The following is a 22,064-nucleotide window of genomic DNA, read 5'->3' on the forward strand; positions in this document are numbered from 1 at the left end:
TGCCATGAAGTATTTCTCGCTGGTATGGGCGCAGTTGTTCCGCAGCAAGACGCGGACCTTGCTGACCTTGTTGTCTGTGGTGGCTGCGTTCTTATTGTTCGGCATGCTGGATTCGGTACGCGTGGCCTTCAACTCCGGCGGCAGCGTCAGCGGCGTCGACCGCCTGGTGGTGGCCTCGCGCCTGTCGATCACCCAGTCGCTACCGATCCGGCTGGAAGCGCAGGTGCGCAGCGTGCCGGGCGTACGCGATGTGACCTCGGCGATGTGGTTCGGCGGCATCTATCGCGACCCGAAGAACTTCTTCGCCAACTTTTCGGTGGCGCCGAACTTTTTCGATGTCTACAGCGAATACGCGCTGCCCAAGGACCAGCTCAAGGCGTTCCAGACCACGCGCACCGGCGCGGTGGTCGGCGAAACCCTGGCCAAGGAATTCGGCTGGAAGCTCGGCGACACCATCCCGTTGCAGGCCACCATCTTCCCGCGCGGCGGCAGCAACGACTGGCCGCTGCAACTGGTCGGCATCTTTCGTGTGAAAGACCGCACCGTGGCGGCCAATCAGGAGCGCCAGTTGATGATGAACTGGAAATACTTCGACGAATCCAACGACTACATCAAGAACCAGGTGAGCTGGTTGACGGTGACCCTGAGCAACCCCGACCAGGCCTCGCGCGTGGCGCAGGCCATCGATGCGTTGTCGGCCAACTCCGATCACGAGACCAAATCGCAAACCGAATCGGCGTTTCAGCAGGCCTTCGTCAAGCAGTTTGCCGATATCGGGCTGATCGTCACCTCGATCATGGCCGCGGTGTTCTTCACCTTGCTGCTGCTGACCGGCAACACCATGGCGCAGGCGGTACGCGAGCGCATTCCGGAGCTGGCCACACTCAAGACGCTGGGCTTTCAGGATCGCACGGTGCTGAGCCTGGTGATGATCGAATCGGTGTTGTTGATCGGCCTGGGTGGCCTGATCGGCATGGGCCTGGCAGCCTTGGTCATCCCTGCGGTGTCCGCGCGCAGCGGCGGGCTGATGCCCACCCAGACCGTGCCGCTGCAGACCTGGCTGGTGGCGTTTGGCCTGATGGCCGGCATCGGCATCGTGGTGGGTGTGCTGCCGGCGTTACGCGCGCAGCGCTTGAAGATCGTCGATGCCCTCGCCGGCCGCTGACAGGAGCATGCACATGCAACGCAAATGGAAAGATCGTGGCGTTACCTTGTTGTCCATCGTGCTGCTGGCGCTCGGCCTGGGGCTGTGGATCGTGCTGCCGTGGATGTGGTTGCTGCCGATCGCGGTGCTGCTGGCGGTGTGGCTGGCGGTCACGCGCACGGGCCGCCTGTCGCTGGCGGCCGCGCGCATCGGCATCGCCAGCCTGCCGCAACGCTGGGGGTCCACGTCGGTGATCGTGGTCGGCATTGCCGGCGTGGTCGGCGTGCTGGTGGCGATGCTGGCGATGGGCCAGGGCTTCCAGGCCACGCTCAACAGCACCGGCGACGACACCACCGCGATCGTCTTGCGTGGCGGCTCGCAGGCGGAAACCAACTCGGTGATCACCCGCGACCTGGTGCCGCTGATCGGCAGCCTGCCCGGCATTGCCGCCGATGCCAACGGGCGCCCGATGGTATCGCCGGAGTTGTCGCAGGTGGTCAACATCGCCTCGCGCTCCGATGGCACCGACGTCAACGCGCAGTTGCGTGGCGTGGGCGAGCAGGCCTGGGGCGTGCACGACAAGGTCAAGATCGTGCAGGGCCGCCGCTTCACCACCGGCCTGCGCGAGATGGTGGTCGGCAAGGGCGCGTTGAACCAGTTCCGCGGCCTGGAGCTGGGCAACACGCTGACCCTGGGCAGCCAGCAATGGACGGTGGTGGGCGTGTTCGCCTCCGGCGATGCGCACGACTCGGAGATGTGGACCGATGCGCAGACGCTGGCCACCACCTACAACCGCCGCGCGTACCAGTCGATCACCGTGCGTACCGCCGGCAAGGCCGGCTTCGATCAGTTCAAGACGGCCATGGCGGCCGACCCGCGGCTCAAGCTGGATGTGGAAACCACCCGCGCGTATTACGGCAAGCAGGGCGGCGGGTTGAACAGGTTGATCAGCATCCTGGGCACGGTGATCGGCGCGATCATGGCGGTGGGCGCGGTGTTCGGCGCGCTCAACACCATGTACGCGGCGGTGGCCACGCGTGCGCGCGAGATCGCCACGATGCGCGCGATCGGGTTTCGCGGCACGCCGGTGATCATGGCGCTGATGCTGGAAACCATGTTGCTGGCACTGCTGGGCGGGTTGCTGGGCGGATTGATCGCCTGGGCGGTGTTCAACGGCTATACCGTCTCCACGCTGGGCAACAACTTCAGCCAGGTGGTGTTCCAGTTCAAGGTGTCGCCGGAGCTGCTGTGGAGCGGCTTGAAATGGGCGCTGGGCATTGGCCTGGTCGGGGGGTTGTTCCCGGCGTTGCGGGCGGCGCGCTTGCCGATCACCACGGCATTGCGTGAGGTGTAGGCGGGCCTTTGGCCCGTCGGGATTCGGGATTCGTAGAGTCGAGCAAGGCGCGTGCTTTCGGTATCTGAATGTATTGCAGGCTGTCATCGTTTTGTCACCGCAGTGCGGTAGATGCGCGGGCCGGGCAGGCCGTAGCCTGCTCGGCCGTTTGATCCAGCGATGTACTGCCATGACGCGCCTGTTTCTGCTGGCCTGCGCCTGCCTGTGGCTGGCCGGCTGTTCTTCGTCCTCCACCTCGCTCAGCGAGCGCCTGGTCGCGCCCGGCGGCGTGTCGCCGTTGCTGGACGAAGAACGCATCGCCGCCACCATCGCCACGGTGCCCAGCCGCAGCGGCCACGTGACCACGCGCGATCAGGTGCCGATCTTCTGGCGTGCGATCGATCCGGGTCAGTACGCCATGCGCTACCGCTACCTGGGCCAGCGCAACGACCCGGCGCATGCGCTGGATGTAGATTTCAGCTTCAGCGTACCCCACGTGCCGCCGCCAGCGCCGCGTGGCACCGTGGTGGTGCTGCACGGCTGGATGATGGACGGCGATTCGCTGTTGCCGTGGTCGCTGCAACTGGCACAGGCCGGCTACCGGGTGATCACCATCGATCTGCGCAACCACGGCCATTCCGGCGGCGGGCCGTCGGGCTACGGCACGCGCGAGTCCGACGACGTGATCGATGTCATCAACGCACTGCAGCCGCGCGGCGAAATCCACGGGCCACTGTATCTGTTCGGCATTTCCTATGGCGCGGCCACCGCGCTGTTCACTGCCGACAAGCTTGGGCCGCGCGTGGCCGGCGTGGTGGCGATGGAATCCTTCGCCAACGCCGGGCGCGGCATCCGCGACATGGTGCCGCATCTGCTGACCAGCCAGCCCAGCGGCTGGCGCGGGCACGCGGTGGCGGCGTATGCGCGCTGGCGCTATGCCGACCAGAATCTGGATGCGGTGATCGCCGCCGCCGACACCCAGCTCAAGCTGGATCTGGACCACGTCGATGTGGCGCAGGCGCTGGCCGACACGCGCAGCTGCGTGCTGCTGCTGCATGGCGATGCCGACCAGCACATTCCGGTGGCGCATGGCCGCGCCCTGGCGCTGGTCAGCACGCGCGCGCATTACGTCGAGTTGCCCGGCGAAACGCATCTGAGCCTCCCGTTGCGGCTGGACCTGCTCGGCGCACCGATCGACCACTGGCTGGCGCAGGTTCAACAAAGCCCGGGCCACTGCCCTGCCCCGCAGGCACTGCCGACCTCCACGCTGGCGGTTGCGATGCCGGTACCGGTGCCCAGTAGCTGATCGCCGCAGCCGCTGCGTCCTGTGTACAGGACGCCGCCCGGCACCCGCTCAGCGCGCCGGTACCGGCTGCCGCGCGCGCAGCACGCTGTCGCCGACGAACAGCAGCAGCCCGATCCAGATCGCAGCGAAGCCGATCGCACGCCCCTGGTCGAACGGCTCATGGAAGAACCACACCCCCAGCAACAACTGCAGGCTCGGCCCGATGTACTGCAGGATGCCCACCAGCGACAGCGGGATGCGCCGCACGCCGTACGCAAATCCGATCAGCGGCACTGCCGTCACCACGCCGCCGAAGATCAGCAGCAGATCGGTCCGCAGATCCCAGCCGCTGAAGAACGCGCCGCCGTGGCCCTGCTCGCCCCAGGCCGCCAGCAGCAGTGCCGGCAAGAACAGATACACGCTTTCCACGCCCAGGCCGGCCACCGGGTCCACTGCCACCAGCTTGCGCAGCAATCCGTAGAGGCCGAACGAGACCGCCAGCCCCAGCGCGATCCACGGCGGTGCGCCGGCATCGATGGTCAGCCACAGCACGCCGATGGCGGCGCACGCCACCGCCAGCCACTGGATGCCGCGCAGGCGCTCTTTCAGCACCAGCACGCCCAGCAATACGCTCAGCAGTGGATTGATGAAGTAGCCCAGGCTGGCTTCGATCACATGCCCGGCGTTGATGGCCCAGATATACAGGCCCCAATTGAAGGCAATCGCCACGCTGCTGGCGGCCAGCATCCACAACGCGCGCGGCTGCGCGGCGATCGTGCGCCACCAACGCAGCCCCGAGCTCGCCACCAGCCAAGCCACCACCAGCAGCGCGCTCCACACGATGCGGTGCGCAATGATCTGCAGCGACGGCACCACCTTGAGCAGATGCCAATACAACGGCACCAGGCCCCAGATCACAAAGCTCGCGGCGGTCATCAGCAGACCGCGCCGCGCTTCCACCGCCGACACCGGCACAGGCGCGCTCATCGCCGCGCCCTGGCCAGGGTGACCACCAGCACGCCACCCAGAATCACTGCCATCGCGCCGATGTCGTGCGCGGTGAAGCGCTCATGTCCCAGCCACGCCCCCAACGCCACCGCAATCACCGGATTGACGTAGGCATAGCTGCCGGCCAGCGCCGGGCGTACGTGATGCAGCAGCCACACGTACGCGGTGAACGCCACGATCGAGCCGAACACGCACAGATACGCCACGGCCATCAGTCCATGCGGCGTTGGCCAGGCATGCGGGCGCTCGCCGATCAGCAGGCCGGTGCTCACCAGCAACACGCCGCCGCACAGCATCTGCCCGGCGGCGGTCATGAAGGGCGACGGCAGATCGCGTCCGCGCGACCACACCGAGCCGAATGCCCAGCCGATCGGCGCGATCAGCAGCAACACCAATCCTCCCGGCGTTGCGGTGAGGCTGCTGCCGGCGTTGAGCCACACCACGCCCACGAATCCGATCACGATGCCCAGCCATTCGCCGCCGCTGGCGTGCTGCCCGCGCAACGCGCCGAATAGCGCCATCCACAGCGGCACCGACGCCACCGCCGTGGCGGCCAAGCCCGAGGACACGCTGCGCTCTGCCAGCACCACCATGCCGTTGCCCAGCAGCAGCAACGCTGCGCCCATCAAGGCCACGTTCTTCCATTGCGCACGCGTCGGCGCCGCCACGCCCCGCCAGCGCAGCACGCTGTAGAGCACGCTGCCGGCGATGATGAAGCGCGCGCCGGACACCATCGTCAGCGGCTGCGCGCCGCCTTCCAGCGCAAACCGGATCGCCAGATAGGTCGAGCCCCAGACCACATAGACCAGCAGCAACGCAACAGCGACCAGCCCGCTGCGCGCAGGCGCTGCAGCGTCGTGAGAGGAAGACATCGGAACAGAGCCAAGTGCAGCGGAAGCCGCCATTCTAGAGCACCTGCCCAAACCCGAAGACGGCTGGGGGGCAGCTGGCAAGCGTGTACCAGGCGCAGGGACGGCATGCGGCACCACTACGGCAGCGCTGGCGTGTCGATGCGCGCAACCGCAGCAGCTGTTTGACGCGACGCAAGAGCCGGCCGACAGGCGCGATGTGGATCATGCGCAGGGACTGCAACCGATCGACCGTCCCTGCCACTGCCGGGCACCGGCCGCGCGCGTTGCTGGTCGCGCACGCGTTGTGCTGGTCGCTCCAGCAACGGCTACCAACACGTAGCGGGCAATCGTCAGGTGGGTGTGCAAGGCGCGCTCGGAACCGCAGTCTACGCGCGGTACATGCCGCACCAAAGCACCGGCCGCGACCGCCTGGCGCAGGGGCACGGTCGTTTCGATAGCTGCCCTGAGCCGCTGCATGCATGCCCTTGCCCGCTTCGCGCGCTATCGTGCAGCTCAACCCTCGTGCCGGAGCGCAGATGCAGCGTCGCCTTCCCTGGCTTGCCATGGCCGCCCTGACCGTCTTATCCACCACTGCAGCGGCACGTACGCTCGAGCCGTGGGAGCTCAGTGGACGCAAATTGATCGAGGCCGGGCTGGACGGCTCGCTGGCGCCGGAGATCGACGCGCCGAACCAGCCCGAACTCAAGGTCATGGTGTCGGCCAGTCGCGCCGGCGCCTATGTGCTCGGCGTGGCCAGCACCAGCTATCGCACGCAATGGTGCCTGCCTGCGGGCCAGGCAGACCTGCCGGACCTGCAGGCCATCATCGCCGACCTTGTCGCGCTACCCGATGCGCGCCTGGACGAGGCGGCCCCCGGCCTGATCATCGAGGCACTGCGCAAGCGCTATCCATGTGGCAAACGCAACACGTAAAGCCGCAGCCGATGCTCCGCGCCCGGGCCGTTGCAGGCAGCGTGCACGGCCAGCGATGGCCACGCAACGCCCGGGCCGGTAAAGCCGCGCCGGGCGTCACACCAGTCAGGCCTTACTTGCGCGCGGCATCGCTCCTGGCGCGGATGGCCTTGAACTCCGAGCCATCCTGCCAGCTCGGCCACTGCCGGCCGTTGGCCAGCGCCACGCCCACGTCGTAGACCAGCGTGGTATCAGCCGCATGCCCGGTGGCATCCCACTGCGGGGTCCAGCGGTCGCAGGGCTGGTGGTAGCAGTCGGCAAAGTATTTATCGCGCAACGCCTTGCCCGCCTTGACGCCGCCCTTGCGCATGTCCAGACCCGGGCCTGCAGTGATCGCCGGCACGCCCATACGCGCGAAGGCGAAATGGTCGGCGCGGTAAAAGAAGCCCGCTTCCAGATTCGGGTCCGGCGAGTAGGTGCGATCGCGCGCCCTGGCTGCCTGTTCCAGATCGCCTTCCAGCGACACGCGGCCACGGCCCCACGACGCGATATCGCGCGTCGGGCCATCCGGGCTGAACATCTCCATGTTGAGTACCGCCACGGTCTTGTCCAACGGCGCCAGCGGATGGGCGGCGTAATAGTTGGCGCCGAGCAGGCCCTTTTCTTCGGCGGTCAATGCAATGAAATACAGCGTGCGCTGCGGTTTGGGGCCGGCGGCGAACACGCGCGCCAGTTCCAGCACGCTGGCCACGCCGGTGGCGTTGTCCACTGCTCCGCGCCGCACCGTGTCGCCGCTGGCATCGGCCTTGCCGATCCCGAACGCATCCCAGTGCGCGGAGAAGATCACCGTCTCGTCCGGATGCTGGCTGCCGGTGAGCTTGGCCACCACGTTATGCGTCACCACGCGTTCGCGCTTGAGCTTGAAGTCCACCGACAACGTGGCATCGCCCAGCGGCATCGGTACGAAGTCGCGCTGTTGCGCGCGCTGCTTGGCCTGTTCGAAATCCAGCCCGGCCTGCTTGAACAGCGACGTGGCCAGGGTCCGCTGCATCCAGCCGCGCACCGGCACATGCTGCGCGCGGGCATCGGCATCGCTGCGTTCGATATCGAACAACGGCGACAGGCCCGAGCTCTGCACCGTGGCCCAGCCATACGCGGCCGGCGCGGTCTCGTGCACGATCAGCACACCGGCGGCGCCGCGGCGAGCGGCTTCTTCGTACTTGTAGGTCCAACGGCCGTAGTAGGTGACCGCCTTGCCGTCGAACGCACCGGGCTGTGCGGTGTCGAAGTCGGCATCGTTGATCAGCACCACGGCGATCTTGCCGCGCAGGTCCACGCCCTTGTAGTCGTCCCACTGCCGCTCCGGCGCGCTGATGCCGTAGCCGACGAACACCAGCGGCGCATTCTTCAACGCCACCTTGTCGATCGGCCGCAGGCTCTGCAAGGTCACATCGGTACCGTTGACCAACGCCTGCGTCTTGCCGCCCACACGCAACATCGCCCCGACCGGGCCATCCACCTGCGCACGGACCAGCGGCACGGCCTGGGTCCAGCCACCCTGCTCGCCACCCGGCTGCACGCCCGCGGCCTTGAACTGCTCGACCAGATAATCGACCGTGCGCTGCTCGCCGGCGCTGGCCGGCGCACGGCCTTCGAATTCATCCGATGCCAGAAGCCGCACGTGCCGCGACAACGCCTCGGCATCGATGCCGCCACCGGGCAGATCGTTGGCGGCCTGCGCCACACCTCCCACGAACAGGCAGGCAGACAACAACAGGATGCGCATCGGGTTCACGGCAAGGCCTTGCAACAGGTAGATGACACACAGTTTACAAGCGCGCGGCCAACACTGGAGGGGTATGCCAGGACACTGCATCCAATCGGAGGAGCTGGACGCTTGGCTGAGAGCAGACGATTCCTGGTTTGGCGCCAGGACGCTGGCCAGCACGCCATCGCAGAGCACCCCGCCCGTACGTCCCGATAGGACCTTCCGCGATGGTGCGCGCGGGCAACGACCGTCGAAATGGACGGTGTGCGTGTTTGTGATCTGGCCATCACTGACACTGTCGATATGGCTGCGTGCGCGGTGAGCTTCCCGCTTCAAGCCGAGCAATGATGGAGCGTTGAAGAGGGTCACCGACAACCTGTCTGGTGCGGTGCCCTCGCCGCTTGCCGGACCGTTGGCGGCATGGGTGCCGCCATCGAGCTCCCATGGACGGGTCACGGCGTGTCCCGCAAGCGGTGAGGGCACCGCGCACTCGACTCACCAGGCTTGAAGATAGCCCGCGCCCGCAAGGCGCGAAATCTCGGCATCCGGAAATGATTGGCTAGCGTAGATGGTGCAGTTGTGGGGCAGTTGGTCTGTCACTTGCTGCAGGGCCTTATCCACCCACCATCGCGGGACACGCTGCAAGTGCCAGCTACTCCAAGAGGCTAGCGCGTCGCGCGATCCAGCCAGCACGCCAGGCCCTGTGCATTGAGCTCGATATCGATGGCCAGCAACTGCTCCACCGCCGCATCGTCCAGGCGGCAACCATGTTGGCGCGCGCGCTCCAGATACAACTCGGTCAACGCCGCCACCATGCAGCGGTGACGGTCCGCACGTGCTGCGCAGCCCAGCGCAATCTCGGTCATCGCATGGATCTGCTGCGTCAATGCGCGCGCCAGCGGCTCGGGCGCGGTGACCCGACCGTAATGGGTGAGATACATCGCCTGCGGCGCAACCTCCATCAAGCGGGCGATCGACTGCAGCATCGCCTCCGGCTCGAACTGCACCGGCGAGGAGGTCGGCACGATGAAGGCGCCTTGCGCGCTATCGAGCTGGCGATACGACAGCCCGAACGTGTCGCCGGTGAACCAGCTGCGACTGCGCGCGTCCCACACGCACAGATGATGGCGCGCATGTCCGGGCGTATCGATCGTGCGCAGCGCACGTTCGCCCAGCAGCACCGATTGACCATCGACCGCCTCCACCACGCGCTCGGCAGGCACCGGCACGATCTCGCCGTAGCTGCGCGCCATTTCCGCCTCGCCATACACCGCGGTAGCGCCGGCAATCAGGCGTGCGGGGTCGATCAGATGCGGCGCACCGCGTGGATGCACCAGCACGCGCGCATTGGGCAGATGTTGCAGCAAGGCCCCGGCACCGCCGGCGTGATCCAGGTGCACATGGGTCAGGATCAACCATTCCACCTGCGCAGGCGTCAATCCGGCCGCCTGCACTGCCGCCAACATGTGCGGCACCGACAGCGAGGTCCCGCAATCGACAAACGCCCCGCGTTGCGCCTCGACAATCAGATACGCCGCGTCGAACTGCACGCCGCCGAAGCCGGTGTCGACGGTGTGGATGCTGGAATCGGCCAGTGCTGTCATTCCTGCCCCGTGACGATGAAGACAGCCGCAGTGTAGGCGCAGGCACTGCGTGCGCGGTGTGCCGACGGTTCCAGGCAACGATGAATTAACGCAAGTGATTCAAACACCTGGCAGGCGACGTGATCGATCTCGGCGCCGCACGCGGGATGCGATCAGCACGCGTGCAAGGCTGCCGCCGCCGCTTGCGCGCGTGCCTCGGTCACGCGTCGCGCAGCACCTGGATCGCCGCAAGAATCGCATCGACGTGCGCCTGCGCATGCACGCCCGGCAACTGCAGATCGCTGGCCTGCCCGGCCTGTTTCAGCCGCGCGATCAGCTGGCCTGCATCGCGCGGCGAGGCAAAACCGTCGCTCTGCAGCAGCAGCGCACCGGCCCCATCGTTCAACTTGAAATAGAACTGGCCATCGTTTTCGCGGTATTGCTTGAACACCGGCAAGGCGATCTTCTCGCCCGCCTGCGCGGCCGCAGGACCGGCCTGATCGGATAGATCGCGCAGACCCACCGCATTGCGCAGCTCGGCCAGCAGTGGCGTGGCATAGCGCGCACGCAGGCGCGCACCACCGGCGCGCAGAATCGCTTCGATCTTGGCCGGCTCGGCCATCAATGCTTCGTAACGCGCGCGCAGCGGCGCGATCTCCCGATCGATCCGCTCGAACAGCTGTTGCTTGGCATCGCCCCAGCCGATGCCGTCGGCAAATGCCTGGGCAAATGCAGCGGTTTCCTGCGGCGTGGCGAAAGCCTGATACAGCTGGAACAACGCCGACCCCTGCGTGTCCTTGGCCTGGCCCGGCGCACGCGAATCGGTCAGGATCGAGAACACCAGCTTGCGCAGTTCCTCGCGCGGGGCGAACAGCGCAATCGTATTGCCGTAGCTCTTGCTCATCTTGCGGCCATCCAGGCCCGGCAAGGTGGACACCTGCTCGTCGATCACCGCATCGGGCAGGGTAAAGAAGTCGCGGCCGTACACATGATTGAAGCGTTGGGCAAAATCTCGCGCCATTTCGATGTGCTGGATCTGATCGCGCCCCACCGGCACCTTGTGCGCGTTGAAGATCAAGATATCCGCCGCCATCAGCACCGGGTACATGAACAAGCCCGCACTCACGCCTGCATCGTCGTCCTCACCGTCGGCACGATTCTTGTCCACCGCCGCCTTGTAGGCATGGGCGCGATTGAGGATGCCCTTGCCGGCCACGCAGGTGAGCAACCACATCAACTCGGTGGTCTCGGGCACATCGGACTGGCGATAGAACCAGACCTTGTCCGGGTCCAGGCCGCAGGCCAGCCAGCTTGCGGCGATTTCCAGGGTGGAGCGCTGCGTGCGCGCCGGATCCTGCGCCTTGATCAGGCTGTGCAGGTCGGCCAGGAAATAGAAGCTCTCCGCGTCGTCGCCAGCGCTGGCCTGGATGGCCGGGCGGATCGCGCCGACGTAGTTGCCAAGGTGCGGGGTGCCGGAGGTGGTAATGCCGGTGAGAACGCGAGTGGTCATCTGCGTAATGCCAGGGAGTCAGCGCGCGAGTTTAACGGTTCCGCGTGCTGCCCATCCCATCACCACCGACGACGTCCCTGCCAGACGCGCAACGGGCCGCATAGCGCGGCCCGTTGCGTGCATCGGTACCGGGCACTCTCGCTCACCTTGCGGGAGCGCGAGTGCCTGCCGATCAGGTGTCGTCGCGCAGCGACTTCTCGAACGCGCGGACCTCGGTCTGGGCGCGGTCGCGGTCCCAGCCATAGCGTTCCTGCAGCTTGCCCTGCAGATATTCCGCATTGCCTTCGGCAACCTTGAAATCGTCGTCGGTGAGGTCGCCCCACTTGGCCTGTGCCTTGCCTTTGAGTTGGGTCCACTTGCCGGAAATGATGTCAGTGTTCATTGCGTTGACTCCGCTGATGCGGCCGCGATTGACCGTGCCGGCAGGTTGCCCACGCGCGCGTTTGTTGTGCATCAAGAGGTGTCAAGCCGGCGATCACCGCACTGAACAGGCGCGTGCAGCGTTGTGCCACATCCGCAGGCAGGCGGGGCGACGGCGGCGATGCGGTGCACATCGGCCAGAGCGCGCCCGATGCCGGACAAAAAAAACGGGCCTTGCGGCCCGTTTTTTGTTGCATGCGGCGTCAGATCACTTACGCGCTGCGTCTTCCACTTTCTCGCCGGCACCCTGCACGTCCTTGCCAGCACCTGCGACGGTGTTGCAACCCGACAGCATCGCGACCGAGAACATCGACAGCACCAGCAGCACAATTGCACGCTTCATAACAAACTCCTTCGTGGGTAAAGCGGCGTGTTGCCGCAGATCAATCACATCAAACACGTGCCACGCGACGGTGACGAATCAGCACTTACCGTCGCTGCATTTATCGGCGGTCTTTTCGACCTTGTCGCCCGCACCCTGCATATCCTTGCCGGCGCCGGCCATGGTGTTGCAGCCCGTCATCACGCCGGCCGAGAACAGGCCCAGCACCATTAGTGTCAGCAGTCGTTTCATTGCTCTTCCTCGGTCTGCGCCCGGTGCCAACGCACCTCGCTTGGCGCCAAATCTGACTGCGCGGACGTGGATTTGATGTGAACGAGGGCACGCTGCGTTCAGCGCTGGATCAATCTCGCATCAGGGTCGACTTGCCGAACAGGCTTTCGACCAGATCCACCGCCAGCTCGGCGGTGGCGTTGCGGTTGTCCAGTACCGGATTGAGCTCGACGATATCCAGCGAGCCCATTCGCCCGGTATCGGCAATCATCTCCATCACCAGTTGCGCCTCCCGGTAATTGGGGCCGCCCGGCACCGTGGTGCCCACGCCCGGCGCGATGCTGGGGTCCAGGAAATCCACATCGAAGCTCACGTGCAGCTGGGTGTCGGCGCTCATGCCCTGCAGCGCGGCTTCCATGGTGCGCTTCATCCCCGCTTCGTCGATGTAACGCATGTCATAGACGTCGATGCGGTGCTGCTTGATCAGGCGTTTTTCTTCCGGGTCCACCGAGCGGATGCCGATCTGCCGCACCTGTTCGGGCAGCAGCGCCGGCGCACTGCCACCCAGGTGCGTCAGCGCCTGCGGGCCCAACCCGCACAGGCAGGCCACCGGCATGCCGTGCACATTGCCAGACGGGGTCACTTCACTGGTGTTGAAATCCGAATGCGCATCCAGCCACAGCACCCGCAGCGGGCGCCCCTGCTCGCGGCAGTACCTGGCCACCGCGGTGATCGAACCGATGCCCAGGCAGTGGTCGCCGCCCAGCATGATCGGCATGCGTCCGGCCTGCAGCTCGGCGTAGCTGGCGTCCATCAGCGCCTGGTTCCAGGCGACCACCTCGTCCAGATGGCGGTAACCGGCCTGCGGCGCCTGCCAGGGATTGCGCGGGCCGTCCAGGTTGCCCAGGTCGCGCACCTCCACGCCACGGCCGATCAAGGCCTCCTGCAGGCCGGCGATGCGCAGCGCCTCCGGCCCCATCCGTGCGCCGCGGTGGCCGGCACCGATGTCGGTGGGAACGCCAATCAGGGAAACCGGCACGTACTGCGTTGCCATGTATTGCTCCAGCATCGATAAAGCCGTGCAGTCTAGTGGCGCGCCCGCGCAGTGACGCGCGGCAGCGCAGCACGGCATGGGGATTGCATCTGTCTGCAGACAAAACGAACAGGTTTAGATCTGCCTCGACGCGCCGCTACAGTGACGTGCCACGGCAGTTTGTGGCGCGCTGGACTTTGCACATTCTGCTTGTCTGACCGCCCAGTTAAGCGCCTGAGGCTGGTGTGACTGCGCTCTAATACCTCGATGGTATGGTGCGCCGGCCAGCGCAGGACACGCATCACGTACGCGCTCGGGCCATCAGCAACAGGGGAGTTTCATGCCGCATAACGCCGTCAACCAGGTCGTCAAGGCTGCCGTGGGCGAGGTCGCGCGGGCGTCGCATCAGTACGACCTGCACCGGATCGGGCGCGAATTCGCGCAGACCATCGAGCGCGAGCCGGGTATCCGGCTGTTGATGCTGTCTACCGCCGATGGCCGCGCCATCACCGAGCAATCCAGCCTGGGTGTGGACGGGCGTCGCCTGGCCGCGATGGCCAATTCGTTCCTGACCCTGGGCGAGACGCTGGCGCGCGAGTCGAGCCTGAGCGAAGCCGATTACGCCACCATCAGCACGCGTGGCGGGCAGTTGGTGCTGATCCGCATCCGGGCCGACAAACCGCTGACGCTGACCGCCGTGGGCAGCGCCGACCTCAATGCCGCCGCACTGCTGTTCAACGCGCGCGATTGCGCCGGCCGCCTGGCCACTGCACTGGCGCAGCCGGCCGGCTGATGCCGTTGGCATTGTTTGTGCTTGCACGAGCGCACCAATTTTTCTCACCGTTTGGAAGGGGACCACCGATGTCGAAACTCAATCTGGAACAACTGCATTCGCTCGCCGGTTTTGTCGGCGCCGCGCTGGTCGACAGCGACAGCGGCATGGCCCTGGGCATGACCGGCGGCACCGAACTCAACCTCGAGCTGGCTGCGGCCGGCAACACCGAAGTGGTGCGTGCCAAACGCCGCATCGCCGAGCAGCTCGGTCTGCACGACACGATCGAAGACATCCTGATCACGCTGTCGCGCCAGTACCACCTGCTGCGTCCGCTCGAAAGCAACGGCACGCTGTTTCTGTATGTCGTGCTGGACCGCTCCAAGGCCAATCTGGCCATGGCGCGCCACGAGCTCAAGGCGTTCGAAAAGACCCTGGATTTCGGTTGATGCCTGACCGGCGGCGCCTCCGCGTCACCGACCCTGCCTGCCGGTGCGGACCGGCAGGCGTCGCCGTTCTGTTGCGCCCCGACGGCGCCCTCCCATGACCACACCCATCCACGCCATGCGGGTCGCCACGGCCGGCCTGGACCTGCTGCACACCACGCGCCTGAAACTGGCGTGCTCGCTGCTGCTTGCCGAGCGCATCGACGTGCAGCTGGGCGAATGGCCGCAGCACGCGGCCGACGTGGTGGTGCTGGGCCTGGAAACGGCCGACGGTCTTGCTGCATGGCAGGCATTGCAAGGCCAGCCGGTGCGTGTGTTGGTGGTTTCGCGCACGCCTGTTGCCGGCGCCTGGCTCAAGCACGGTGCCACCGTGCGCGAACTCAACGAGCAGATGCGTCTGCTGCTGTCCTCGCCACACACCGCACAGGTCGCCGAACCGGCGCTGCTGCTGCGCCATTGCCGCGGCGAATTCGGCGCAGGCCCGGTGCTGCTGCGGCATGCGCGCCTGCAGGTGCGCGTGGATCCATCCGGTCGCTGCATGCACCTGCCAGCCGGCGTGTCGCTGCCCGAGCTCGTTGCCGCGCTGGATCGGCCCGGTTGGCAGCGCGTGGCCGACGACGCCGATGCCGCACTGACGCAACGCCTCTCGTTCGAAGCGCTGTATTTCGCCTTGCCCGAGCACCTGCGCCCCGCGCTGCCGGCAGTGGAACCCAGCCATGCGTTGCAGCTACGGCAGTGGCCTGAACTCAGCGCAGAGACAAGTTCGCCTGCGCACCTGCTGGCCATCGCTCACCTGCATGCGCGCCCGTGGCGCCCGCAGGCGCTGGCCAATGCTTGCAAGCTGCCGCTGCAGACGGTGGAATGCCTGTTCGCCGCTGCACTTGCCAGCGGCCTTGCCCAGACTGCGGAGATTTCCGTGCCTTCAACGCCGCGTCGTCCGGACAGCAGCAATTCCCGGTTCTTTTCCTGGGTCGCACGTCGGTTTGGCCTCTCTCTTTCTCAGGCGCAGTCATGAGTCTTCCAGCCAACAAACTGGTGTTCGTTGGCGGCATGGGTGCCGGCAAGACCACCGCGGTGCGCGCCATCTCCGACGTGGAGCCGGTCAGCACCGAAATGCCGCTCAGCCAGGATGCCTACGGCGACAAGACCTACACCACGGTCGCGCTGGACTACAGCTCCATCGAGCTGGAAGACGGCGAGCTGCTGCACGTCTACGGCGTGCCTGGGCAGAAATATCTGGATTTCATGTGGCCGCTGGTCTGCGACGGCGCATTGGGCGTGATCGTGCTGACCAATGCGCGCGACCCGCAGATGCTGCAGGCCACCCTGGCGCTGCTGGGTGAGTTTTCGCAGATCGCACCGGACGCCAGCCTGGCGGTGGGCATCACCATGACCGACGAGGTCGAGGACTTTCTGCTGCCGCCATTTCGCGATGCGCTGGCGGCCGAAGGCTTTCGTATTCCGGTGATGCGCGTGGATGCGCGCTCTGCCACCCAGATCACCTTCCTGGTGAAATCGCTGCTGTCCTATCGCTATACCTCGGCAAGCTGATCACCGGCGCGGGTCCGCTGCGGCGGGCTGGCGGTGAGCCGCGCAAAAATAAACAAGGAATCCGGTCACGACGGGCCTGAGCGGGCGTCACGCGGGGGATGCCGCCTCTAGGGTGGCGGCGACGCGTCCTTCTTCCTTGAAGCCAGAAACGCGACTCAGTCGTACTACGAATGAGCGCTGCGTCTGACTTATTCAGTATGCCCAGCGGACAGAAGCGCGGACATCGGGACATTCCCGACATCGCGCAAGACATACCCGTGATACAGCATCGGCAATAGCGGCGACGGCGACCACTGCTGCCTGCCGACGGTGTACTGCCATCGCCGCTGGCCGCCGCAATGTGCGCATGTCTGCTCAGGTCGTCGTGCACCCGCCCTTCGGTGCAGTTGCTCGATCCAACGCCCGCAGCAACTGCCTGATGACCGCCCTGCCAGATCGCCGGCTACTGCTGCATTGCCACGATCAGATAAAGTAGCGCGATGACAATCGAACTGAAGCCCGGCGGGCTATTGATCGCGATCGAAGGCATCGACGGCGCCGGCAAGACCACGCTTGCGCGCAACCTGGCGGCCGCCCTGCAGACAGCTGGCGCACGCGTGGTCTCCAGCAAGGAGCCGACCAACGGCCCCTGGGGCACGCAGTTGCGGCAATCCGCCGCCACCGGCCGCCTCAGCGCCGATGAAGAAGCCGAGTTGCTGATCCGCGACCGCCACGAACACGTCGACAGCTTGATCGCGCCGGCGCTGGCACGCGGCGAGGTCGTGATCCTGGACCGCTACTTCCCGTCGATGGTGGCCTACCAGGGCGCTGCCGGCTTGCCGCTGGACGCGCTGCTGGAGCGCAACGCCTTTGCCCCGCGCCCGGACGTGCTGTTGCTGCTCGACCTGCCGCCGCCCACCGGCCTGGCCCGCATCCGCGCCCGTGGCGACGCGCCCAACCACTTCGAAACCCAGGACAACCTGGAACGCTGCCGCGCGATCTTCAACGCGCTGCAATTGCCCGGCAAACAGGTGGTGGACGCCAGCGCCGATGCCGATAGCGTGCTGCGTCAGGCTCTGACCATCGTCATTGCCGCCCTGTCCGAGCGCCTGAGCAACGACGCGCACGCAGACGCCGGCAAGGCCGCGCTGGACCTGCTGTCAGCGGGCCGCCCTGCCTGATCGCCACGCCAGGGAGAGGTCGCGTGCTCCTGGCGGCCCAATCCGACACGACACCCACGCCTCACACCGATAACGCGCCCTACCGGTGACCCAGCCCATCTCCCGCCGGGAAAGGCGCTGGGGGGAGGGTCCGGGCACGCAGCCACGTCGAGACCACAGCGTCGCAGCGGACATCGCCGCACGCAGGTGTCCTGCGAATGGACCTGCCCGCCCGCGCGCCACTACCCCGTCCGCCCGACACACCTGCCCTTGCGAAAAGTATCGAAACGCGCGCCGCGTTTGTTCTGGCCGGAACAGTCCTTGGGGTACGGGAACGGCGTGCGACGACATCGACGCCACCGCCAGGCATCAACGCGAAGGTCGACCTGCCCACAGGCACGCGCACGCTCCCGCATGACACAGACACAACGCAGCGAGCGCGCCAGCAGCACGCGCGATCGAAAGCTTGATGGGAGTGTCCAAGATGGTGCCGGCACCCGGATTCGAACTGGGGACCTACCGCTTACAAGGCGGTTGCTCTACCAACTGAGCTATGCCGGCACTGGTGGGCGCGTTGCGCGCCGGTGCGCATTCTAGCGCAGCGCGGCGCAATCTAGCGATCGTTGACGCGTTGCACCCGCAGCGCTCTGCAAGGCCGCGGCCGCCGCCGTGCTGCGCACATCGATCCACCAGCGCGATTGACCGTTGCCGCTGGGCACCAACTGCGCCGGAAAGCCTGCACTGACCAGACTGGCCTGACGCCGCTCCGCGCGCTCGCGGCTTTGATACTGCCCCAGCGCAACCGTGTTGTCCTCGCCCTGCGCAATCACGTAGTAGTCGCCGATGCCGGCGGCCGCAATGCGCTTGACCAGGGCCTGCGCCGCGGCGCGGTCGCCCACGTTGGGCAACATCACCCGGAACGTGCTGACCCCGGCGTCGGTGTCCTCGCGCACGCCGGCGCGGCTGGCCTGGCCGCGGACACGCGCCAGTGCGGCATCGGCTTCGCTGCGTGCCGCATACGGCCCCACGCTGACGCAGCGCTCCGGGGCGGCCGGCGGTGTCGGCGCTGGAGCCGGCTTGGCGCGGGCGGTGCTTTCGTCAACAGATCTGGTCGTGCTGTTCGCTGCCGCTGGACGCGCGGCGGTCTCGGCCACCGCCGGCGCTGGCACAGGCACCGCCGCTGCTGCTGTCGCCGCAGAGGCCGGCGCAGTGGAATCAGCCGCTGCAGCGGCATCCGGGGTCGCGGCGGTCGCCGCGTCGGGACGCGGCACCGCTGCTGTCGCCCTGGTCGGCAACATCGGCAACAGGTCCAATCGGGCAACCCCGGACGGCTGCGGCGGCGCGGCCGGTGGCGCCGGCGGTGGCTGCAAGGCCCACCACAGTGCCACCCCGGCATTGAGGATGATCAGGACAACGATGAGCGCGCGTACGTACATGCGCCGATTTTAGAGCGTGTCATGCGGCTTGGGGCGAGTGCGAAGCGTCCCGTGGCGCGACTGCAGCATGCGCGCAACGCACGCTCGGCGCGCCACCGCACTCCCCCTTGCCCCGGCCGGCGGCAACGCGCAGCTCTGCATGAGGCTACGACGCCGGCGCGCCAGGCAGCCCGCCACCACAGGATATCCATGCGGACCACGGGGGCCCGACGCATCTCGTCCAACCCGCATAAGGCAGCGCTTTACGGCGAGGACGAATGCATCGCCCAGGTCGCCAGTCCGTCCAGCACCAAGGCCGCGCGGAAGCTGGCATCGGGCAACAACGGCAGCAGCGGTGGCGCGCCGCCGCCATGCACCAGCAGCCGCACCGGCACACCCAGGCTACACTGTGCGTGGTGCAGGCTGCGCTCAATCAGCGCCACCGCCGCGCCATCGCAGCCGGAGGTCAGCGCGTCGTCGGTGTCGTTGGCCAGCTCGGCATAGACTCCGCCGCTGGCCGGCAATTGCACCGCGCGTGCATGCAGCGCTTCGCGCATGGTGGTCGGCGAGGCGGAGATCCGCCCGCCGTGGTGCTGCCCATCGGCACCGAGCACGTCGATGGTCAGCGCGGTGCCCACCCCGGCCACCAGCACCGGCGCATCGCCACGTGCGCCCAGCAAGGCCAGAAACCGATCCACGCCAAAGCGGCCCGGGTCGGCATAGGCGATGCGGATACCGGCGCATTCGGCCATGGTCCGCACGATGCGCACCTGCTCGAAGCGCTCCTGCAGGCAAGCGATCATCCGCTGCGTCAATGCGGGCGCCGCCACGCTGGCCACGTGCGCAATGCGCCCGGACGGCAGCGCCGACAGCGCGGCCGCATCCATCGCTTCGGCACCGTGCGCCCACGCCTGCACATCGCCGGCGCGGTTGCCGTGCAGCGGCGCGTATTTGAAACGCGAATTCCCCAGGTCGAACAACCACTCGCTCATGCAGGTCTCACACTGACTTCTCCGGAGTGGAACAGGCGCAGCGTTTCGCCCAGTTGCACCCGCAATGCACCGTCGGCGGCCAGGCCGAGCGCGATGCCGTGATGCAAAGTCCCGGCTTCCTCGACCTGCACGGAGCGCCCGCTCAGCACATCCAGCGCCGCATACCGGTCCAGAAACGGCGCCAGCCCCTGCGCCTCGAACAGGTCCAGTGCCGGCAACAGCGCCGATAGCACCGCGGCCACCACCGTGTCGCGCGCCACCGCACGGCCGGCCAGGGTATCCAGATCCACCCAGGGCTGGTCGATGGCGGCGGCCGACGCTGGCGGCATGTGCACGTTCAAGCCCAGCCCGATCACCGCGCGCGCATTGCCGGCCATCTCGCCACCGCCTTCGATCAGCAGCCCGCCCAGCTTGCGTCCGCGCGCCAGCAGGTCGTTGGGCCACTTCAGACCGACATCGGCAAACCCGCACCCGCGCAGGGCTTCGGCCACGGCCACGCCTACCGCCAGGCTCAGCCCGGCCAGCTGGCCCAACCCGCCACCGAAACGGCGCGATGCCGATAGATAGATGTGTGCGGCCAGCGGCGAGGTCCACTGACGGCCGCGTCGACCGCGCCCGCCGGTCTGGCGCTCGGCCAGCAACACGGACACCCCGCGCTCGGGTGCCGGGCGTGCCAGCAGCGTGGTGTTGGTGGATTCCAGGGTCCAGGCCAGCTCCAGCGCGGCCAGGCCCGCTGCCGCGTCGGCCGCCATGGCGGCACGGATACGCGCAACATCCAGCAGGTCCAGCGGCGCGGCCAGGCGGTAGCCATCGCCTGCCCGCCCGTCGATGTCGACACCGGCAGCGCGCAAGTTCCGGATGCGCTTCCACACCGCGGCACGGGTCAACCCGGCATCGCGCGCCAGCGCATCGCCGGACAGCCGGCCGCTTGCAAGTTTGGCCAGCAACGCGCGGTCGTCCACGGCAACGGTTCCCAAATCGATCCGTGAAAGTATGCGCCAAGCCTTCGCAGCCGCCCAGCACGGCTTGCGTGAGGGAGTGAAAAGCGCGTTATGATCGGGGACTCACGCCGCTTGCCCTGGATGTGGACGATGCGCCGACTCACGGTTTGCCTGCTGTTCTTGTTGGCTCCGCTTGCCGCCCTGGCATCGGACCAGTTGGTCGACGGCGATCATGAGAGCTGTGTCAGCACCAACTCGGCCGCACGCGGCAGAACGCCCAGTGGCGAACCGGCAACACCGGCACGCGCGCCGCAGCACAAGCCGGCACCGGCAACCGGCGGTGGTGGCAGCGATGGAGACGCACTGTTCCCGCGCATGCGCATGATGCCGCGCTGGCACAGCTTTCTGCCGGGTATGTTCCGCTGATCCAGTGGTTGACGCGCTGGCTACGCCGGCCGCCGCTCGAGATTCCTGACGCGCTCTGGCAACCGGTGTGTGACCGCTGCGCCTGGATCGCCGCCCTCGGTGCCCAGCGCCAGCAACGTCTGCGTGCGCTCACCGCGCAGTTCCTGGATCAGAAGACCATTTCGCCGGTCGATGGATTGCAACTGCAGCCGCACGATCACGTCCTGCTGGCTGCCACCTGCTGCCTGCCGTTACTGGAAATCGGCGCAGCGGGATGGCGCGGCTGGTCGCAGCTGATCGTCTATCCGGACGCCTTCCGCGTGCAGCGCACCCATGTGGATGCGGCCGGCGTCATGCATACCTGGGACGACACCCTGATCGGCGAAGCGTGGGAGCAGGGGCCGCTGATCGTCAGCTGGGCCGACGTGCAGGCAGACCTGCACGACCCGTGCGCCGGCTTCAACGTGATCGTGCATGAGATGGCGCACAAGCTCGATGCCCTGGATGGTGCGCTCGATGGCACGCCGCCACTGCCGCACGAGGTGCAGCGCCGCTGGGCACGCGATTTCCAGCAGGCCTTCGATGCGTTCTGCCAACGTGTGGATGCCGGCGAAGACACCGAGATCGACCCATACGCTGCCGAAGCGCCGGAGGAATTCTTCGCGGTCGTCAGCGAATACCACTTCTCCGCGCCGCAGGTGCTGGAACGCCTGATGCCGGCCGTGGCCGCACATCTGGTCGGTGTTTATGGGCGATCGCCGTTTGCATCACCGCCGGCGCGTTGATGGTGCTGCGCGGTGGCTGTGCATGGCTGCGGCAAGCGCTTGAAGCATTCCTTGGTTTGCAGATAGTGCGGCCGGGCGCTTCGACACCCGCACGCATGCACCCGCGTGTCGCAACGAGTCATCGCTGAGCGGCGAATGGTCCGGAACCTTGGACAACGGGAGCGGACGCGCCAGCACCTCGCACCCAAGGCCAGCGGCGCTTCGGTTGCCTGAGAGCAG

Annotated in this window: 23 protein-coding genes, 1 tRNA gene and 1 other RNA gene; 11 read left to right on the top strand and 14 right to left on the bottom strand. The window is 66.9% G+C overall.

Going from position 1 to position 22,064, the window contains the following annotated elements:
• Positions 1–4: 4 nt before the first annotated feature.
• The 3 genes from VZ068_RS19595 to VZ068_RS19605 all read left to right on the top strand — a co-directional run bounded on the left by VZ068_RS19595 (position 5) and on the right by VZ068_RS19605 (position 3,783).
• On the top strand, positions 5–1,165 hold the full coding sequence (locus VZ068_RS19595) for an ABC transporter permease (RefSeq protein WP_259167029.1): 1,161 nt from the start codon (positions 5–7) through the stop codon (positions 1,163–1,165).
• Positions 1,166–1,172: 7 nt separating this feature from the next.
• Positions 1,173–2,498, top strand: coding sequence for an ABC transporter permease (locus VZ068_RS19600; RefSeq protein ID WP_349656236.1), 1,326 nt, complete (start codon positions 1,173–1,175; stop codon positions 2,496–2,498).
• Between the two features lie 169 nt (positions 2,499–2,667).
• A complete protein-coding gene (locus VZ068_RS19605; RefSeq protein WP_349656237.1) occupies positions 2,668–3,783 on the top strand; it encodes an alpha/beta hydrolase in 1,116 nt (371 codons plus the stop codon).
• Positions 3,784–3,831: 48 nt separating this feature from the next.
• On the opposite strand, the gene rarD is transcribed toward VZ068_RS19605, so the two are convergent.
• The 3 genes from rarD to VZ068_RS19620 all read right to left on the bottom strand — a co-directional run bounded on the left by rarD (position 3,832) and on the right by VZ068_RS19620 (position 6,022).
• Positions 3,832–4,749: an EamA family transporter RarD gene (gene rarD / locus VZ068_RS19610; protein ID WP_349656238.1), complete on the bottom strand. Its 918-nt coding sequence runs from the start codon at positions 4,747–4,749 to the stop codon at positions 3,832–3,834.
• Positions 4,746–5,642, bottom strand: coding sequence for a drug/metabolite exporter YedA (gene yedA / locus VZ068_RS19615; RefSeq protein WP_046965234.1), 897 nt, complete (start codon positions 5,640–5,642; stop codon positions 4,746–4,748). Before yedA ends, rarD begins: the two co-directional genes overlap by 4 nt.
• A 303-nt stretch (positions 5,643–5,945) precedes the next feature.
• Positions 5,946–6,022, bottom strand: a non-coding RNA gene (locus tag VZ068_RS19620) — sX9 sRNA.
• Positions 6,023–6,157: 135 nt separating this feature from the next.
• Here VZ068_RS19620 and VZ068_RS19625 point away from each other — a divergent pair.
• Entirely contained in the window at positions 6,158–6,553 is a 396-nt protein-coding gene (locus VZ068_RS19625) for a Rap1a/Tai family immunity protein (RefSeq protein ID WP_259157162.1), read from the top strand.
• Between the two features lie 112 nt (positions 6,554–6,665).
• On the opposite strand, the gene VZ068_RS19630 is transcribed toward VZ068_RS19625, so the two are convergent.
• The 7 genes from VZ068_RS19630 to rocF form a co-directional block, all read right to left on the bottom strand.
• Entirely contained in the window at positions 6,666–8,318 is a 1,653-nt protein-coding gene (locus tag VZ068_RS19630) for a M28 family metallopeptidase (RefSeq protein ID WP_349657759.1), read from the bottom strand.
• A 647-nt stretch (positions 8,319–8,965) separates the two neighbouring features.
• Positions 8,966–9,904, bottom strand: coding sequence for an MBL fold metallo-hydrolase (locus VZ068_RS19635; protein WP_349656239.1), 939 nt, complete (start codon positions 9,902–9,904; stop codon positions 8,966–8,968).
• Between the two features lie 199 nt (positions 9,905–10,103).
• Positions 10,104–11,393 carry a tryptophan--tRNA ligase gene (locus tag VZ068_RS19640; protein ID WP_349656240.1) on the bottom strand — a complete coding sequence of 430 codons (1,290 nt, stop codon included), beginning with the start codon at positions 11,391–11,393 and terminating at the stop codon, positions 10,104–10,106.
• 172 nt (positions 11,394–11,565) lie between these two features.
• Entirely contained in the window at positions 11,566–11,775 is a 210-nt protein-coding gene (locus VZ068_RS19645) for a CsbD family protein (protein ID WP_016904514.1), read from the bottom strand.
• Positions 11,776–12,021: 246 nt separating this feature from the next.
• Positions 12,022–12,156 carry an entericidin A/B family lipoprotein gene (locus tag VZ068_RS19650; RefSeq protein ID WP_005989324.1) on the bottom strand — a complete coding sequence of 45 codons (135 nt, stop codon included), beginning with the start codon at positions 12,154–12,156 and terminating at the stop codon, positions 12,022–12,024.
• Positions 12,157–12,234: 78 nt separating this feature from the next.
• Positions 12,235–12,387, bottom strand: coding sequence for an entericidin A/B family lipoprotein (locus VZ068_RS19655; protein WP_039421598.1), 153 nt, complete (start codon positions 12,385–12,387; stop codon positions 12,235–12,237).
• 109 nt (positions 12,388–12,496) lie between these two features.
• On the bottom strand, positions 12,497–13,420 hold the full coding sequence (rocF, locus tag VZ068_RS19660) for an arginase (RefSeq protein WP_349656241.1): 924 nt from the start codon (positions 13,418–13,420) through the stop codon (positions 12,497–12,499).
• 319 nt (positions 13,421–13,739) lie between these two features.
• Here rocF and VZ068_RS19665 point away from each other — a divergent pair, with 319 nt between their 5' ends.
• From VZ068_RS19665 to tmk, 5 genes are all read left to right on the top strand, one after another.
• Positions 13,740–14,192 carry a roadblock/LC7 domain-containing protein gene (locus VZ068_RS19665; protein ID WP_259157187.1) on the top strand — a complete coding sequence of 151 codons (453 nt, stop codon included), beginning with the start codon at positions 13,740–13,742 and terminating at the stop codon, positions 14,190–14,192.
• Positions 14,193–14,260: 68 nt separating this feature from the next.
• Positions 14,261–14,620 carry a roadblock/LC7 domain-containing protein gene (locus tag VZ068_RS19670; protein WP_259157189.1) on the top strand — a complete coding sequence of 120 codons (360 nt, stop codon included), beginning with the start codon at positions 14,261–14,263 and terminating at the stop codon, positions 14,618–14,620.
• 94 nt (positions 14,621–14,714) lie between these two features.
• A complete protein-coding gene (locus VZ068_RS19675) occupies positions 14,715–15,632 on the top strand; it encodes a hypothetical protein (protein WP_259157190.1) in 918 nt (305 codons plus the stop codon).
• Positions 15,629–16,168 (top strand): GTPase, encoded by a 540-nt coding sequence (locus VZ068_RS19680; protein ID WP_046965241.1) that lies wholly within the window; start codon positions 15,629–15,631, stop codon positions 16,166–16,168. The genes VZ068_RS19675 and VZ068_RS19680 overlap by 4 nt, the downstream gene beginning before the upstream one ends.
• 479 nt (positions 16,169–16,647) lie before the next feature.
• Positions 16,648–17,328 carry a dTMP kinase gene (tmk, locus tag VZ068_RS19685; protein ID WP_259167035.1) on the top strand — a complete coding sequence of 227 codons (681 nt, stop codon included), beginning with the start codon at positions 16,648–16,650 and terminating at the stop codon, positions 17,326–17,328.
• 464 nt (positions 17,329–17,792) lie between these two features.
• On the opposite strand, the gene VZ068_RS19690 is transcribed toward tmk, so the two are convergent.
• The 4 genes from VZ068_RS19690 to birA form a co-directional block, all read right to left on the bottom strand.
• Positions 17,793–17,868: transfer RNA gene (locus VZ068_RS19690), tRNA-Thr, on the bottom strand.
• A gap of 32 nt (positions 17,869–17,900) precedes the next feature.
• Positions 17,901–18,743, bottom strand: coding sequence for an SPOR domain-containing protein (locus VZ068_RS19695; RefSeq protein WP_259167036.1), 843 nt, complete (start codon positions 18,741–18,743; stop codon positions 17,901–17,903).
• Positions 18,744–18,985: 242 nt separating this feature from the next.
• The gene (locus VZ068_RS19700; protein ID WP_259167037.1) at positions 18,986–19,714 is read right to left on the bottom strand and encodes a type III pantothenate kinase; all 729 of its coding nucleotides are present in this window, start codon (positions 19,712–19,714) and stop codon (positions 18,986–18,988) included.
• Entirely contained in the window at positions 19,711–20,691 is a 981-nt protein-coding gene (gene birA / locus VZ068_RS19705; protein WP_349656242.1) for a bifunctional biotin--[acetyl-CoA-carboxylase] ligase/biotin operon repressor BirA, read from the bottom strand. The genes VZ068_RS19700 and birA overlap by 4 nt, the downstream gene beginning before the upstream one ends.
• Before the next feature lie 75 nt (positions 20,692–20,766).
• On the opposite strand from birA, the gene VZ068_RS19710 reads away from it, so the two are divergent.
• Positions 20,767–21,081, top strand: coding sequence for a hypothetical protein (locus VZ068_RS19710; RefSeq protein ID WP_349656243.1), 315 nt, complete (start codon positions 20,767–20,769; stop codon positions 21,079–21,081).
• Positions 21,082–21,089: 8 nt separating this feature from the next.
• Complete coding sequence (locus VZ068_RS19715) at positions 21,090–21,845, top strand: M90 family metallopeptidase (protein WP_349656244.1); 756 nt, start codon at positions 21,090–21,092, stop codon at positions 21,843–21,845.
• Positions 21,846–22,064: the final 219 nt, after the last annotated feature.

The sequence above is a fragment of the Xanthomonas sp. 10-10 genome, from assembly GCF_040182365.1.
Taxonomy (GTDB): Bacteria; Pseudomonadota; Gammaproteobacteria; order Xanthomonadales; family Xanthomonadaceae; genus Xanthomonas; species Xanthomonas arboricola_F.

What these genes read in the sequence shown, in the direction of transcription:
- VZ068_RS19645 (WP_016904514.1), bottom strand. Translation starts at nt 11,775, where the DNA reads ATGAACACTGACATCATTTCCGGCAAGTGGACCCAACTCAAAGGCAAG.
- VZ068_RS19665 (WP_259157187.1), top strand. Translation starts at nt 13,740, where the DNA reads ATGCCGCATAACGCCGTCAACCAGGTCGTCAAGGCTGCCGTGGGCGAG.
- VZ068_RS19670 (WP_259157189.1), top strand. Translation starts at nt 14,261, where the DNA reads ATGTCGAAACTCAATCTGGAACAACTGCATTCGCTCGCCGGTTTTGTC.
- rarD (WP_349656238.1), bottom strand. Translation starts at nt 4,749, where the DNA reads ATGAGCGCGCCTGTGCCGGTGTCGGCGGTGGAAGCGCGGCGCGGTCTG.
- tmk (WP_259167035.1), top strand. Translation starts at nt 16,648, where the DNA reads ATGACAATCGAACTGAAGCCCGGCGGGCTATTGATCGCGATCGAAGGC.
- VZ068_RS19680 (WP_046965241.1), top strand. Translation starts at nt 15,629, where the DNA reads ATGAGTCTTCCAGCCAACAAACTGGTGTTCGTTGGCGGCATGGGTGCC.
- yedA (WP_046965234.1), bottom strand. Translation starts at nt 5,642, where the DNA reads ATGTCTTCCTCTCACGACGCTGCAGCGCCTGCGCGCAGCGGGCTGGTC.
- rocF (WP_349656241.1), bottom strand. Translation starts at nt 13,420, where the DNA reads ATGGCAACGCAGTACGTGCCGGTTTCCCTGATTGGCGTTCCCACCGAC.
- VZ068_RS19605 (WP_349656237.1), top strand. Translation starts at nt 2,668, where the DNA reads ATGACGCGCCTGTTTCTGCTGGCCTGCGCCTGCCTGTGGCTGGCCGGC.
- VZ068_RS19595 (WP_259167029.1), top strand. Translation starts at nt 5, where the DNA reads ATGAAGTATTTCTCGCTGGTATGGGCGCAGTTGTTCCGCAGCAAGACG.
- VZ068_RS19630 (WP_349657759.1), bottom strand. Translation starts at nt 8,318, where the DNA reads ATGCGCATCCTGTTGTTGTCTGCCTGCCTGTTCGTGGGAGGTGTGGCG.
- VZ068_RS19650 (WP_005989324.1), bottom strand. Translation starts at nt 12,156, where the DNA reads ATGAAGCGTGCAATTGTGCTGCTGGTGCTGTCGATGTTCTCGGTCGCG.
- VZ068_RS19675 (WP_259157190.1), top strand. Translation starts at nt 14,715, where the DNA reads ATGACCACACCCATCCACGCCATGCGGGTCGCCACGGCCGGCCTGGAC.
- VZ068_RS19655 (WP_039421598.1), bottom strand. Translation starts at nt 12,387, where the DNA reads ATGAAACGACTGCTGACACTAATGGTGCTGGGCCTGTTCTCGGCCGGC.
- VZ068_RS19640 (WP_349656240.1), bottom strand. Translation starts at nt 11,393, where the DNA reads ATGACCACTCGCGTTCTCACCGGCATTACCACCTCCGGCACCCCGCAC.
- VZ068_RS19635 (WP_349656239.1), bottom strand. Translation starts at nt 9,904, where the DNA reads ATGACAGCACTGGCCGATTCCAGCATCCACACCGTCGACACCGGCTTC.
- VZ068_RS19700 (WP_259167037.1), bottom strand. Translation starts at nt 19,714, where the DNA reads ATGAGCGAGTGGTTGTTCGACCTGGGGAATTCGCGTTTCAAATACGCG.
- VZ068_RS19625 (WP_259157162.1), top strand. Translation starts at nt 6,158, where the DNA reads ATGCAGCGTCGCCTTCCCTGGCTTGCCATGGCCGCCCTGACCGTCTTA.
- VZ068_RS19695 (WP_259167036.1), bottom strand. Translation starts at nt 18,743, where the DNA reads ATGTACGTACGCGCGCTCATCGTTGTCCTGATCATCCTCAATGCCGGG.
- VZ068_RS19600 (WP_349656236.1), top strand. Translation starts at nt 1,173, where the DNA reads ATGCACATGCAACGCAAATGGAAAGATCGTGGCGTTACCTTGTTGTCC.
- VZ068_RS19710 (WP_349656243.1), top strand. Translation starts at nt 20,767, where the DNA reads ATGATCGGGGACTCACGCCGCTTGCCCTGGATGTGGACGATGCGCCGA.